The sequence below is a fragment of the Lachnoanaerobaculum orale genome (assembly GCF_003862485.1).
GTDB classification, from domain to species: domain Bacteria; phylum Bacillota; class Clostridia; order Lachnospirales; family Lachnospiraceae; genus Lachnoanaerobaculum; species Lachnoanaerobaculum orale.
The window spans coordinates 1,812,780-1,825,883 of record NZ_RRCM01000001.1 but is presented as its reverse complement, the minus strand read 5'-3'; the positions used below and the strand labels follow the sequence as shown (position 1 = coordinate 1,825,883).

The following is a 13,104-nucleotide window of genomic DNA, read 5'->3' as shown; positions in this document are numbered from 1 at the left end:
TTAATGGTATAATACTATGGCGTCTTTATTAGTAGCGATGAAAGGAGAGTTACAATGAAGGTCAGATCTTCAGTGAAACCGATTTGCGAAAAATGCAAAATTATTAAGAGAAAAGGTTCCATCAGAGTAATTTGTGAGAACCCAAAGCACAAGCAGAGACAAGGTTGATCTGCATAGGAATAAGGAGGAAGTAGGTAAATGGCTCGTATAGCAGGCGTTGATTTACCAAGAGAAAAGCGTGTTGAGATTGGTTTGACATATATCTATGGTATAGGTCTTACAAGTTCAAAGCGTATCTTGAAAGAGGCTAATGTAAATCCTGATACAAGAGTAAAGGATCTTACAGACGATGAAGTAAAAGAGTTGGCACAGGTTATTTCCGATACTCAGATGGTAGAAGGTGATCTTAGAAGAGAGATCGCAATGAACATCAAGAGACTTCAGGAAATAGGTTGTTATCGTGGCATTCGTCATAGAAAGAATCTTCCGGTTCGTGGACAGAAAACTAAGACAAATGCAAGAACACGTAAGGGTCCAAGAAAGACAGTAGCAAACAAGAAGAAATAATAAGTGATACACTTATATTTTTTCGAAAAGTAATTTTCGCTGTATGTTTTAAAAACAGGAGCGTAGTAAAGTTTGAAAAGGTAGGTTAGTTTAATGGCAAAGAATGCGTCCACCAAGAAGGTGACAAAGAAGCGCGTAAAGAAAAACGTTGAACGCGGACAGGCACATATTCAGTCATCATTTAACAATACAATTGTTACATTAACTGATACCCAGGGTAATGCAATATCATGGGCAAGTGCCGGTGGTCTAGGATTTAGAGGTTCAAAGAAATCTACTCCATATGCGGCATCTATGGCTGCAGAAACTGCTGCAAAGGCAGCTTTAGTACATGGACTTAAGTATGTAGATGTTATGGTAAAGGGACCCGGTTCAGGAAGAGAAGCAGCTATTCGTGCGTTGGCTGCATGTGGAATAGAAGTAACAAGTATTAAGGATGTGACTCCGGTACCACATAATGGATGTCGTCCACCAAAACGCAGAAGAGTCTAATAGGAGGTACTAAAAGTGGCAATTAATAGAGTTCCCGTTCTTAAAAGATGCAGATCACTTGGCCTTGAGCCTGGTTTTCTGGGAATAGATAAAAAGTCTAACAGAGATACAAAAAGAGCAGGCCGTAAGCTTAGTGAGTACGGTATGCAGCTTAGAGAAAAGCAGAAAGCAAAGTTCATCTACGGCGTATTAGAGAAGCCGTTCAGAAACTATTATGCTAAGGCTGAGAGAATGAAGGGTCAGGTTGGTGAGAACCTTATGATTCTCTTGGAGAGAAGACTTGACAATGTTGTTTTCCGTATGGGATTCGGAAGAACCAGAAAGGAAACAAGACAGATCGTAGATCATAAGCATGTTTTAGTAAACGGTAAATGTGTAAATATTCCGTCTTATCTTGTAAAGGCAGGCGATGTTATCGAGATCAAGGAGAAGGCAAAATCTTCTGCAAGATATAAGGAAGTTGTAGAGTCAACAGCCGGAAGAATCGTACCGGCTTGGATTGATGCAGATCTTGAAAATTTAAAAGGTACTGTAAAGAGCCTTCCTACAAGAGAAGAAATTGATGTTCCTGTAGACGAACTTCTTATCGTTGAGTTGTACTCTAAGTAATAGGAATCTTAACAGCTGATACTTATTTTCGTATCAGCTGATTTGCTAATAGTAGAAATATAGCCTGAATATCGGCCACGGCTCGGTTTTGTCAGGCATTGGCATAGTTTATCTAAAAGGAGGGACATTCGTGTTCGATTTTGAAAAACCAAATATTGAGATTGCAGAGATTTCCGAGGATAAGAAGTTCGGCAGATTCATATGTGAACCACTGGAGAGAGGTTATGGAACAACTTTAGGTAATTCCCTAAGGAGAATCATGCTCTCATCCCTCCCAGGATCAGCTGTCAGTCAGGTTAAGATTGACGGCGTGTTACATGAATTTTCTTCTATACCGGGAGTAAAGGAAGATGTAACAGAGATCATAATGAATGTAAAAAGCTTGGCGATCAAGAATTCAGCTGAAGACGGTGAGCCGAAGGTTGCTTATATAGATTTTGATGGTGAGGGAGTTATCACTGCAGAAGATATTCAATGTGATCCATGTATAGAAATCATTAACAAAGACCAGGTTATTGCAACAGTTTCAGAAGGCAAGTTCTATATGGAATTGACAATAACAAACGGTAGAGGTTATGTAAGTTCAGATAAAAACAAGGGAGAGGATACTCCTATAGGCGTTATAGCAATTGATTCCATATACACACCTGTAGAGAGAGTAAATCTTCGTGTTGAAAATACTCGTGTAGGTCAGATGACAGACTTTGATAAGCTGACACTTGATGTTACTACAAACGGTACATTGGCACCGGATGAGGCGGTAAGTTTGGCTGCCAAAGTTTTGAGTGAGCACCTTAATCTGTTTATAGATTTGTCTGACAATGCTAAAACTGTTGATGTGATGGTAGAAAAAGCAGAGGATGACAAGGAAAAAGTTCTGGAGATGAATATAGATGAACTTGAGTTGTCAGTTAGATCCTATAACTGTTTGAAGAGAGCAGGAATCAATACAGTTGAGGAGTTGTGTTCACGTACACCGGATGATATGATGAAAGTCAGAAATCTGGGTAGAAAATCATTAGAAGAGGTTCTTCAGAAACTTGAAGAGCTTGGTCTTCACCTTCGTGAGAGCGAAGAATCATAAAAAAGAATAATAGACATATATAGTAAGTCCAAAGTTAGCATATATATGTTTCCTATGGAGGAGAAAAAATGGCAAAGTATAGAAAACTTTCAAAGACATCCAGTCAGAGAAAAGCATTATTAAGAAATCAGGTTACAGCACTTTTACAGCATGGTAAGATTGTCACAACAGAGGCAAGAGCAAAAGAGATCAGAAAGATCGTTGAGCCGCTTATAGCATTGGCTGTTAAGGAGAAGGATAACTTCGAACTTGTAAAGGTAAATGCAAAGGTTGCAAGAAAAGATGCAAACGGCAAGAGAGTAAAAGAAGTTGTAGACGGCAAGAAAGTTACCGTTTATGATGAGGTAGAGAAGGAGATCAAGAAAGATAAGCCTTCAAGACTTCATGCAAGAAGCAAAATCAATGCTGTAGTTTATGTTCCTACAGAGGTTCCTACAAAGGGCGCTGCTAAGAAGAAGAACACAAAGTCACTTGACCTTGCAAAGAAGCTTTTCGATGAGTACGGTCCTAAGTATGCAGATCGTAACGGTGGATACACAAGAATAGTTAAGATCGGTCTTCGTAAGGGCGATGCAGCTATGGAAGTTTTACTTGAGTTAGTATAATCTTAAACATAAAAAGATAGCAGTCACTGACTGCTATTTTTTTCACCATAATGAGGTTACAGCTTTAGAATAAAGCTTAACTACCATTGACTGTTACAGGAGCTTTTTATGATAGAAAAAAAACTTAGAGGATATATCCTACCAAATATTTTAGCGACAACAGGTACATCATGCTATGTATTGGCAGATACATGGTTTATATCCTTAGCTGAAGGAGCCAATGGAATAACAGGTTTGAATTTGGTACTGCCTATATTTGCAATAACCTATTCAATAGGTGCAATGATAGGAATAGGGTCTGCAACAAAATATGCACTATTAAAGTCACTGGGTGAAAAAGAGGAGGCGAATAAATACTTCTCAAACTCATTTATATTTACATTACTATTCAGCCTGTTCTTTTTGATGCTTGGAATATTTGTTCCGGATGTGGTATTAAGGCTGATGGGGGCGGATGATGTGATAGAAGCGGTAACACATTCGTATATGAGGGTGATACTATGTTTCTCGCCTTTTTTTATGCTCAACTTCACATTCACAGCATTTGTAAGAAACGATAATGCGCCGAAGACGGCAATGGCGGCAACACTGCTTAGCGGAGTGTTCAATATAATATTTGACTATATATTGATGTTTCCGCTTGGACTGGGTATGCTCGGTGCGGCACTTGCAACCGGATTTTCACCTGTTGTAAGTATGTCTATATGTATGACACATTATCTTTCAAAGAAAAACAGTATACATTTTGAACTCGTTTTGCCTTCAATCAAAAGATTTATATCAGCTTGCAGTCTGGGAATAGTGGCATTTGTAGGCGAGATATCAAACGGTATAATAACCATTGTATTTAACTTTATACTGCTTAATCTGGTCGGAAATATAGCGGTTGCAGCCTATGGAGTAATTGCAAATACGGCACTTGTGGGAGTGGCAATGTTAAACGGTGTTTCACAGGGTTTGCAGCCTGTAGCAAGTGAGACCTACGGCAGAGCAGAGAAAAAAGATTTAAATAAAGTACATAGATATTCACTTATAGTTGCCATGATTATAGCACTGACTTTGGTAATTTCGGTACTTGTATTTGCGCCGGTTATTATAGAGGCGTTTAACAGTGAAAAGTCCGATATATTGGCAAAATATGCAATCCCCGGTATCAGAATTTACTTTATCGGATTTATACCTGCCGCATTCAATATCATTACGGCAGGATTTTACAGTGCAACAGACAGAGGAAGAGAGTCATCTCTTATAGCGATATCAAGAGGAATAGTTGCAATTATTGTATTTGCACTTATTCTGTCACGCTTTTTCGGGGTTGTGGGAGTGTGGAGCTCATTTTTTGCTGCAGAAATGTTTACCGCGATATTATGCATAGCACTTATGAAAAAGACTTCTTAAAAAATATGCAAAAGCACGTAATGATATTGACAAACAACTAAAAAGGATTTACATTGTATACAGATACTCCTAACAAGGAAGAAGCTCTGACTTGAAAGGTGGTTTGTGAATGTATAAGATTGTGCGAAGGCACATTTATTTGAGTACCCAAAGCCACCGAGGCTTTGGGCTTTTTTAATACAAAAATCTATTATTTATAAAGGGGAAATATGGATAACAGAGTAGCATTGATGGCAATAATTGTTGAGGACAGAGATTCTGTAAAAGAACTCAATGATTTATTGCATGAGTACGGAGATTATATTATCGGAAGGATGGGAATACCATATCACAAAAGAGGCATAAGTGTGTTGTCGGTCGCTCTCGACGCACCTAACAATGTGATTTCAAGTCTTTCAGGTAAAATAGGAAAATTATCCGGAGTAAGTATAAAAACCGCTTATTCAAATGTGGGTGATGCCAATGGCTAAAGATATATCACTGTATAAGACAAAATTTAAGGACACCGAATATGACAGAGATGTTGAGACTGACAAAAGTATCGCTCTGATAGATAAACTTGAAAAAGAAAGAAGCCTTGGCCTTAAAGAATACAAATATCTTGTAGAGAACTTGAATGAAGAGGTATTTGACTATATCAGTAAAAAGGCAAGAATTATAGGCGATGAAAATTACGGTAAAGATGTTTATCTCAGAGGCCTCATAGAGATAAGCAATATTTGCAAAAACGATTGTTATTATTGTGGAATAAGACATTCAAACAGAAACTGTGACCGCTACAGGCTCACAGAAGAAGAAATACTTGAATGTGCGGATGAAGGATATAGGCTCGGTTATAGAACCTTTGTAATGCAGGGAGGTGAAGACGGAAAATTTGAACCGGATTATATATGTAGTATTGTAAAGAAAATCAAGGAAAAGTATAAGGACGTTGCCGTTACGCTTTCTTTGGGAGAATATGAGAAAGAAGACTATCAGAAAATGTTTGACGCAGGTGCGGACAGATATCTTTTAAGACATGAGACTGCGGATAAAGAACATTATGAGAAACTTCATCCGAAACAGATGTCATTTGATCACAGAATGAAATGCCTGCAGGACCTTAAGGAGATAGGATTTCAGGTAGGTTGCGGATTTATGGTAGGCTCACCGTATCAAACTTCCACCACATTGGCTAAGGATTTAAAGTTTATAGAAGAGTTCGGTCCTCATATGTGTGGAATAGGTCCTTTTATCCCACATCACGACACCGCATTTAAAGATGAGAAAAGCGGAAGTATACAGATGACGCTTTTTCTTATAGCGATACTTAGGATAATGAGACCGAAGATGCTGATACCTGCTACAACCTCACTCAGTACTCTTGACAATCTGGGCAGAGAAAAGGGAATACTGGCAGGTGCAAATGTGGTGATGCCGAATCTTTCACCGCTGAAGACAAGAAAAAAATATGAACTATATGACGGAAAGGTATGTACAGGAGATGAAGCCGCTCACTGCATCGGATGTATTACCAACAGAATCAATAATATAGGTTATGAAGTTGCAAAGGTAAGAGGAGATAGTAAATGTTTAAGTACGATGTAAAATCAAAAAAAGCCGAAGAATTTATAAGCCATGAAGAAATACTGGAGACAATTAAGTTTGCCGAGGAAAATAAAAACAATATTCCTTTGATAGAAGAATACCTTGAAAAAGCAAGGCCGAAAAAAACCGAGAAAGGTATTATAGCAGAGGGACTCACTCACAGAGAGGCGTCCGTACTTCTTGCCTGTGAAGACAAGGAAATCATAGAAAAGATATATGCACTGGCAGGTGAGATAAAGCAGACATTTTACGGCAACAGAATAGTAATGTTTGCACCGCTGTATCTGTCAAACTACTGTGTAAACGGATGTGTATACTGTCCTTATCATGCAAAGAATAAGCATATCGCAAGAAAGAAGCTTACGCAGGAAGAAATAAAGAATGAAGTTATTGCACTTCAGGATATGGGACATAAGAGACTTGCAATAGAGTCGGGTGAGGATCCTATAAACAGTCCTATTGAGTACATACTTGAGTCTTTAAAGACAATATACAGCATCAAGCATAAAAATGGAGCTATCAGAAGAGCTAATGTAAATATTGCGGCTACTACAGTGGAAAATTATAAGAAGCTTCATGATGCGGGTATCGGTACATATATCCTTTTCCAGGAGACATATAATAAAGAGTCTTACGAGAGCCTTCACCCTACAGGACCGAAGCATAACTATATATACCATACCGAAGCTATGGACAGAGCTATGGAGGGCGGTATTGACGATGTGGGACTTGGAGTATTGTTCGGACTTGAGTCTTACAGATATGAGTTTGCAGGGCTTTTAATGCATGCGGAACACCTTGAAGCGGCATTTGGTGTAGGACCTCATACTATCAGCGTACCGAGAATCAAAAAGGCCGACGATATAGACCCTGAGACCTTTGATAACGGACTTGATGACGATATATTTGAGAAAATCATCGCATGTATAAGAATAGCTGTTCCTTATACCGGAATGATTATCTCTACCAGAGAGAGCCAAAAGGTAAGAGAGAGAGCACTGAAGGTAGGTATTTCGCAGATAAGCGGTGCTTCAAGAACTTCGGTAGGAGGATATACAGAGGAAATCAGACCTACAGATTCCGAGCAGTTTGACGTATCCGACCAAAGAACTTTGGATGAGGTGGTGGATTGGCTTATGCAGATGGGACATATTCCTTCATTTTGTACAGCCTGCTACAGAGAGGGCAGAACAGGCGACAGATTTATGAGCCTATGTAAGAGCGGGCAGATTATAAACTGTTGTCATCCCAATGCACTTATGACTTTAAGCGAATATATGACAGATTACGCATCCAAAGATACCAAGGATGACGGAATGAAGATGATAAAGTCCGAGCTTGAAAAGATAAGCAATCCTGTGGTAAAACAAAAGGCCACACAGTATATAAGTGAAATAGAAACTACAAATGCAAGGGATTTCAGGTTCTAGTATGGGCGGTTTAAATATGAATACCACTCCTGTCGGAGAGAGAGCAAGTATAGTGATATTCGGCTGCTGTAATGCAGGAAAATCAAGCCTTATAAATGCAATCACCTCACAGAATATAGCAATAGTCTCGGATATAAGAGGTACCACTACAGACCCTGTTAAAAAGACTATGGAGCTTTTACCTTTTGGTCCTGTGGTAATTACAGATACTCCGGGACTTGATGATAAAAGTACACTTGGTACACTCAGAGTTGAAAAAAGTCTTGATTACATAAATCAGGCTGATTTGATACTGTTTGTAGCGGACGCAAGCAGAGAAGCTACTTCTGATGAGCTGATATTTTTAGATAAAATAAAGTCAAGTGATAAAAAATGTCTTATAGTCGGAAACAAATGTGATTGTGATATTATAAAAAACGACCTTAAGGTTGATATATATGTTTCCGCACTGAAAAACATCAATATAGATAAGCTTAAAAACATGATGTCACAGATATTGTCTGCAGGTAAGAAGGAAAAAACTATACTGGGCAATATGATGAAGGAAAAAGATATAATACTTTTGGTGACTCCTATAGACGCTTCAGCTCCTAAGGGCAGGCTTATATTGCCGCAGCAGCAGGTAATAAGAGAGATACTTGACAGACATGGCATTGCGATAGAAGTGCAGGTAAATGAGATAAAAGACGCCTTAGAGAGAATAGAGAATATTTCACTGGTGATATGTGACTCACAGGTATTTAAAGAGGTGGATGAGGCGGTACCTGAAAGTATACCGCTTACATCATTTTCCATAATATTTGCAAACTACAAAGGAGCGCTGCAAAGCTTATACAGTGCGGCAAAAGTACTGGACACATTAAAAGTTGGCGACAGGATACTTATAAGTGAGGGCTGTACACATCATAGGCAGTGTGAAGATATCGGAAGTGTAAAGATACCGAAGCTTGTAAGAAAACATACCGGACTTTTTGATGAAGACAATCTTATTTTTGAGTTCAGTTCCGGAGGAGAGTTCCCTAAGGATGTGTCAATGTACAAGATGATAATACACTGCGGTGCCTGTATGTTGAATGAGAATCAGATGAAATCCAGAATGAAATTTGCAAAGGAAAGAGAAATTCCTATGACAAACTACGGTATTGCTATAGCATATATGAACGGTATACTAAAAAGAGCGATGAAGCCTCTAAAAAATATATAAAAGTGCCCCTTGCAGTTAAGGCTGCAGGGGGTATTATCTTAGGCTTAACAGTGATATTGATTCCTCATCTCTGAACTGGAGTGAAATCTCAGTAAGTTCATCAGGAGTTTCATTCATATCTCTGCTCATCCAGAATATCAAATTGTTGTAGATTCCGCCGATAATATAAGAAAGCTCATATTGTTTTGTCAGAGGAAACTCGATTGCAATTTCACTGAATTGAAATCTTTTTGAAAGCACATCCAAAAGCAGTGACGAAAGATTGGAATGATAAATAAGCAAGACCTCCTTCTTATAATTATAAAAAGCCATATATATCGAATGAATATACAGTGTAAAGTCGATGCTTGACAGATTTGTAAAACCGTCAAGAGACTCCTTTAAAACCATATCAAAAAAGAATGATATGATGTCTTCTTTTGATTTAAAATGTCTGTAGTATGATGAACGGTCCACTCCGGCTTTTTTGGCAATATCACCTATTGAAATCTTTGCATAGTCTTTTTCAAGCATCAATTCAAGCAAAGCGGAACACATATATCCCATCATCATTTCAGTTGTAGTATTTTTTCGTCTCATATACCTCTCCATAGCAAAAATACACCGACATTATAATAGGAAAAAAAATAAAAGGCAATATATATCGAAGATTTTAGAGATATATATTGCCTTAAAACGAACTATGAAATAAAGTTTATAAAGTTAAGGGATTAGTCTTCTTTTTTCTTAAGACCGATTGTAGCAAATGCCATACCGACAACAGAACCGAAAAGTACGATTACATTTCTTGCGATATCTGATGCATCTGCAGTCTTTGGAACTGAGAATCTGCTCTTTGTCTGCTTATTTGAAGACGGACCCTGTGGTGCAGGAACTCTTGTAACATTACCGGCTGTATTCTGATTGTTCACGTTTGCAGTAGGAGCTGCAGGATTCTGAGCAGGTGTAGTTGTAGCATGAGATGAGTAACTGCTTCCGTTTACACTTCTTCTTGAACCTGAACTGCCTGAACCGCCGCCTGAGCTTCTGTGTCTGCTGTTGGAATTTGTAGCTATTATAACATCTGTTTCTTTCTTCTCAGGAGTTGTAGGATTTACAACAGTGTTTGAAGAAGTTGCAGGTCTTGGGTTAGAAGGTGTTGCAGGTGTTTGAGCCGCACTTCTTACACTGTTTATAATGAAGATATACTGTGCATTTGAGTGCTTAGCTTTTCTTCTTACATAGATTGCATCGTTTGCACCGAGGTTTTGGATGCTCTTTCCTGCAGGAAGATTAAGTGTAAAGTTACCCGAAGCGTCTGCTGTAGCACTTGCATTTGAAAGAGCTACGATATTTGCACTTGCATTGAAGATGCTGTTTGCCATAGCTGTTGTTACGGAACCGCTTGTCTGTGGAGCAACAGTGTACTCATATGTGTAGTCGTTTAAGCTCTGTGCAACGGAGTTGTTATAAAGTGATCCGCCTGTTACCTTAGCTGAAAGTGTTGTAGCACCTACTGTAGGGAACTCAACGCTGATTTGTGTATCATTGTTTACAATCTTATTTGCCATAGCGGAGAAAGTAGATGTACCTACAGTTGATGTAACATTTATACCCATCTGCTCTGAGTTATGGAATCTTGTCTGCCAGTTTGCAGGAAGCTGGAAGCTGAATCCTGTCCAAGCACCTGTGCTGCCTGTCCATGTAAGAGGAAGATTTGTAAGTACGGCAGCCGGAGAAGAACTTCTGCTGTCAGGATATATGTCAACAACTGTACTTGCCTTTACAGCGTCGCTTACACCTGTACCTTCAAGGGCTACAGTAACTGTATTTCCTGAAATAGTAACAGCATCGGTATTAGGAATTGCGTGTCCATGTGCTACCGCCGGGTTTGTAGCAAAACCGCCTGCAAAAACATTGATTGTAGGTATTGCTGTAGTTGATATAATCGGTGTAGCCAATGCAAGTGAAAGCGCAACTGCAACGGCTCTCTTATTAAAACTTAATTTCATAATATTTTCTCCTTGTTTTTGTAACTTGTTTAATATGCTCGTATTATATAATATTTTCAAAAGATTGAACAAAAAAAGTATAGATTGCGGTAATTGAGGTATAAACTGCATTAAATTTGAAAATATTACGAGAGTCTTACAATCTTTATCTTTTTTTTATAACAAGATTAGGATATAATAGAAGAACTAGTGCAAGTTTACTATTCAATATTAGGGGGAAATATGGTGAAGAACAAGAATGCATTTGGAGTCACGATGTTGATGCTGGCGGCAATTATATGGGGATCCGCTTTTTCAGCTCAAAGTATAGGTGCAAGATATGTGAATGCTTATACATTTCTTGCAATAAGAAGTTGGATATCCTTTATCGCCATGATTCCTGTAGTGTGTTTTTTTAAGAAGAAAAAGTCCGGTGGTGAAAAGACAAAGGACAAATCTTATAAAAAGACATTATTTATTGCAAGTCTTTGCTCGGGATTTTTTTTGTTTTTTGCAAGCGCAATGCAGCAGATAGGCATAAAAGAGTCAAATGCATCAAAAGCAGGCTTTATTACGGCACTGTATGTTATCTTGGTTCCGATTATCTCTATTATTTTTTTTAAGGCAAAAGAAGGAATTAGACTTTGGATAAGTGTAGTACTCAGTATAATAGGAATGTTCTTACTCTGTATACACGGAGGTATCAGCTTACAGTACGGGGATGCTATACTTTTATTTTGTGCCCTTTTGTTTGCACTGCAGATAATTACCGTCGGACATTTTGTAAAAAAGGTGGATGTACTTGACCTTTCCATATTTCAATTTTTTGTAGTGGCGTGTTTTTCAAGTGTTGTGATGATTGTTGTTGAAAAGCCGCCTGTTGATATGATAATAAAAGCACTGCCGGCTCTTCTATATGTAGGAGTTTTAAGCGGAGCCTGCGGATATACTTTGCAAAATGTGGGGCAACTGTATGTAAGACCAAGTATTGCAAGCCTGCTTATGAGTCTTGAAAGTGTGTTCAGTGCGATTTTTGCGTGGATAATACTTGGTGAAGTACTTGGAGGTCGTGAGCTTATAGGAGCAATAATGATGTTTGTCGCTATTATAGTGGCACAGCTGCCTACAAAAGGGGATGAATGATGGATATTTATGATTTGATAAAGGATGAGGACAGAATATCTTTTATAGGTATGTGTAAAAATGCCGGTAAGACTACTGTACTTAACGAGGTGATAAAGAGTGTACATAACAGAGGTGAAAATATACTGCTTACTTCTATAGGAAGAGACGGTGAGGAACTTGACCTTGTCACCAACACAAAGAAGCCTGAGATATATATTTATAAGGATGACTATATTGCGACTGCAAGGAATTTGATAAAATACTGTGATATAACCAAGGAAATAGTGGAAAGCACAGGTATATACACTCCTATGGGAGAGATAATAATAATAAAGGCGTTAAGTGACGGGTATGTGCAGATAGCAGGTCCGTCTATTGCAACTCAGATGGCGAAGGTATGTGAAAGTTTCAAAGGATACAGTGACGGAAAGATTTTGATAGACGGAGCATTGGAACGAAAGAGCATTGCTACAGGCAAGGTCAGCAATGTGGCAATACTTTCAAGCGGCGCCTCATACAGTGTAGATATGGAAAAGACTGTCAGAGACACTATTTTTACATCAATGCTTTTTTCACTTCCGGAGTATAAACTGAATCTGCCGGATGATTTCAACAAAGAAAATTACAGTGACAAGTACTATATAATAGAAGAAAATCATCTGAAGAGAAATAGTGAAAAGGTGGATTTAAAGGAAATATGGGCTAAGGAAAGTGATATAGAGACTGTATTTGTAAACGGTGCTCTGACCGATGCCATGATAAAGCCGCTGCTGCTTTCCAATGCAAAGCTTGAGGGCAAGCGGTTGGTATTTTTTGACGGTTCACGAATATTGATAAATTATGAAAACTTTGAAAAACTGATACAAAGAGGTATGATATTTTCATGTATTGACAGAATAAATATTTTGGCAATAACAATAAATCCTTTTTCAGCATACGGAAATCATTATGATGCCGGGGAGTTCTTATACATGATGAAGAAATATACAAATCTGCCGGTTATAAATATTGCGGAAAAATATAGGGGGTAAAA

15 protein-coding genes are annotated in these 13,104 nt (G+C 38.3%); 13 read left to right on the top strand and 2 right to left on the bottom strand.

All coding sequences use genetic code 11. From position 1 onward, the window contains the following. Positions 1-54 precede the first annotated feature (54 nt). The 11 genes from rpmJ to hydF all read left to right on the top strand — a co-directional run bounded on the left by rpmJ (position 55) and on the right by hydF (position 8,976). Entirely contained in the window at positions 55-168 is a 114-nt protein-coding gene (gene rpmJ, locus EHW90_RS08665; protein WP_003497809.1) for a 50S ribosomal protein L36, read from the top strand. 30 nt (positions 169-198) lie between these two features. After that, on the top strand, positions 199-567 hold the full coding sequence (gene rpsM, locus EHW90_RS08660) for a 30S ribosomal protein S13 (RefSeq protein ID WP_060930093.1): 369 nt from the start codon (positions 199-201) through the stop codon (positions 565-567). Positions 568-660: 93 nt separating this feature from the next. Next, positions 661-1,059, top strand: coding sequence for a 30S ribosomal protein S11 (gene rpsK, locus EHW90_RS08655; RefSeq protein ID WP_007593313.1), 399 nt, complete (start codon positions 661-663; stop codon positions 1,057-1,059). A gap of 15 nt (positions 1,060-1,074) precedes the next feature. Next, the gene (gene rpsD, locus EHW90_RS08650) at positions 1,075-1,668 is read left to right on the top strand and encodes a 30S ribosomal protein S4 (RefSeq protein ID WP_009445673.1); all 594 of its coding nucleotides are present in this window, start codon (positions 1,075-1,077) and stop codon (positions 1,666-1,668) included. Positions 1,669-1,798: 130 nt separating this feature from the next. Beyond that, positions 1,799-2,752: a DNA-directed RNA polymerase subunit alpha gene (locus EHW90_RS08645; RefSeq protein ID WP_040457991.1), complete on the top strand. Its 954-nt coding sequence runs from the start codon at positions 1,799-1,801 to the stop codon at positions 2,750-2,752. 68 nt (positions 2,753-2,820) lie between these two features. After that, positions 2,821-3,357, top strand: a complete 537-nt coding sequence (locus EHW90_RS08640) for a bL17 family ribosomal protein (RefSeq protein WP_124952400.1) — start codon at positions 2,821-2,823, stop codon at positions 3,355-3,357. 108 nt (positions 3,358-3,465) lie between these two features. Continuing rightward, a complete protein-coding gene (locus EHW90_RS08635; RefSeq protein ID WP_124952399.1) occupies positions 3,466-4,755 on the top strand; it encodes an MATE family efflux transporter in 1,290 nt (429 codons plus the stop codon). 209 nt (positions 4,756-4,964) lie between these two features. Continuing rightward, entirely contained in the window at positions 4,965-5,225 is a 261-nt protein-coding gene (locus tag EHW90_RS08630; protein WP_060930089.1) for a TM1266 family iron-only hydrogenase system putative regulator, read from the top strand. Further along, positions 5,218-6,342, top strand: a complete 1,125-nt coding sequence (hydE, locus tag EHW90_RS08625; RefSeq protein ID WP_243113946.1) for a [FeFe] hydrogenase H-cluster radical SAM maturase HydE — start codon at positions 5,218-5,220, stop codon at positions 6,340-6,342. The genes EHW90_RS08630 and hydE overlap by 8 nt, the downstream gene beginning before the upstream one ends. Beyond that, positions 6,324-7,772 (top strand): [FeFe] hydrogenase H-cluster radical SAM maturase HydG, encoded by a 1,449-nt coding sequence (gene hydG / locus EHW90_RS08620; RefSeq protein ID WP_124952397.1) that lies wholly within the window; start codon positions 6,324-6,326, stop codon positions 7,770-7,772. Before hydE ends, hydG begins: the two co-directional genes overlap by 19 nt. Next, complete coding sequence (gene hydF, locus EHW90_RS08615; protein ID WP_124952396.1) at positions 7,750-8,976, top strand: [FeFe] hydrogenase H-cluster maturation GTPase HydF; 1,227 nt, start codon at positions 7,750-7,752, stop codon at positions 8,974-8,976. The genes hydG and hydF overlap by 23 nt, the downstream gene beginning before the upstream one ends. A 33-nt stretch (positions 8,977-9,009) precedes the next feature. Here hydF and EHW90_RS08610 read toward each other — a convergent pair whose 3' ends face one another. Further along, on the bottom strand, positions 9,010-9,555 hold the full coding sequence (locus EHW90_RS08610; protein WP_124952395.1) for a TetR/AcrR family transcriptional regulator: 546 nt from the start codon (positions 9,553-9,555) through the stop codon (positions 9,010-9,012). Positions 9,556-9,686: 131 nt separating this feature from the next. Further along, a complete protein-coding gene (locus tag EHW90_RS08605) occupies positions 9,687-10,967 on the bottom strand; it encodes a hypothetical protein (protein WP_124952394.1) in 1,281 nt (426 codons plus the stop codon). Positions 10,968-11,189: 222 nt separating this feature from the next. Between EHW90_RS08605 and EHW90_RS08600 the strand changes: the two genes are divergently transcribed. Both EHW90_RS08600 and kamB read left to right on the top strand, forming a co-directional pair. Continuing rightward, a complete protein-coding gene (locus EHW90_RS08600; protein WP_124952393.1) occupies positions 11,190-12,089 on the top strand; it encodes a DMT family transporter in 900 nt (299 codons plus the stop codon). Then, a complete protein-coding gene (gene kamB / locus EHW90_RS08595) occupies positions 12,089-13,102 on the top strand; it encodes a lysine 5,6-aminomutase reactivase subunit KamB (RefSeq protein WP_124952665.1) in 1,014 nt (337 codons plus the stop codon). The genes EHW90_RS08600 and kamB overlap by 1 nt, the downstream gene beginning before the upstream one ends. Positions 13,103-13,104: the final 2 nt, after the last annotated feature.

What these genes read in the sequence shown, in the direction of transcription:
- EHW90_RS08635 (WP_124952399.1), top strand. Translation starts at nt 3,466, where the DNA reads ATGATAGAAAAAAAACTTAGAGGATATATCCTACCAAATATTTTAGCG.
- kamB (WP_124952665.1), top strand. Translation starts at nt 12,089, where the DNA reads ATGGATATTTATGATTTGATAAAGGATGAGGACAGAATATCTTTTATA.
- EHW90_RS08600 (WP_124952393.1), top strand. Translation starts at nt 11,190, where the DNA reads ATGGTGAAGAACAAGAATGCATTTGGAGTCACGATGTTGATGCTGGCG.
- EHW90_RS08610 (WP_124952395.1), bottom strand. Translation starts at nt 9,555, where the DNA reads ATGAGACGAAAAAATACTACAACTGAAATGATGATGGGATATATGTGT.
- hydG (WP_124952397.1), top strand. Translation starts at nt 6,324, where the DNA reads ATGTTTAAGTACGATGTAAAATCAAAAAAAGCCGAAGAATTTATAAGC.
- hydF (WP_124952396.1), top strand. Translation starts at nt 7,750, where the DNA reads ATGCAAGGGATTTCAGGTTCTAGTATGGGCGGTTTAAATATGAATACC.
- EHW90_RS08640 (WP_124952400.1), top strand. Translation starts at nt 2,821, where the DNA reads ATGGCAAAGTATAGAAAACTTTCAAAGACATCCAGTCAGAGAAAAGCA.
- rpsK (WP_007593313.1), top strand. Translation starts at nt 661, where the DNA reads ATGGCAAAGAATGCGTCCACCAAGAAGGTGACAAAGAAGCGCGTAAAG.
- EHW90_RS08605 (WP_124952394.1), bottom strand. Translation starts at nt 10,967, where the DNA reads ATGAAATTAAGTTTTAATAAGAGAGCCGTTGCAGTTGCGCTTTCACTT.
- hydE (WP_243113946.1), top strand. Translation starts at nt 5,218, where the DNA reads ATGGCTAAAGATATATCACTGTATAAGACAAAATTTAAGGACACCGAA.
- EHW90_RS08630 (WP_060930089.1), top strand. Translation starts at nt 4,965, where the DNA reads ATGGATAACAGAGTAGCATTGATGGCAATAATTGTTGAGGACAGAGAT.
- rpmJ (WP_003497809.1), top strand. Translation starts at nt 55, where the DNA reads ATGAAGGTCAGATCTTCAGTGAAACCGATTTGCGAAAAATGCAAAATT.
- rpsM (WP_060930093.1), top strand. Translation starts at nt 199, where the DNA reads ATGGCTCGTATAGCAGGCGTTGATTTACCAAGAGAAAAGCGTGTTGAG.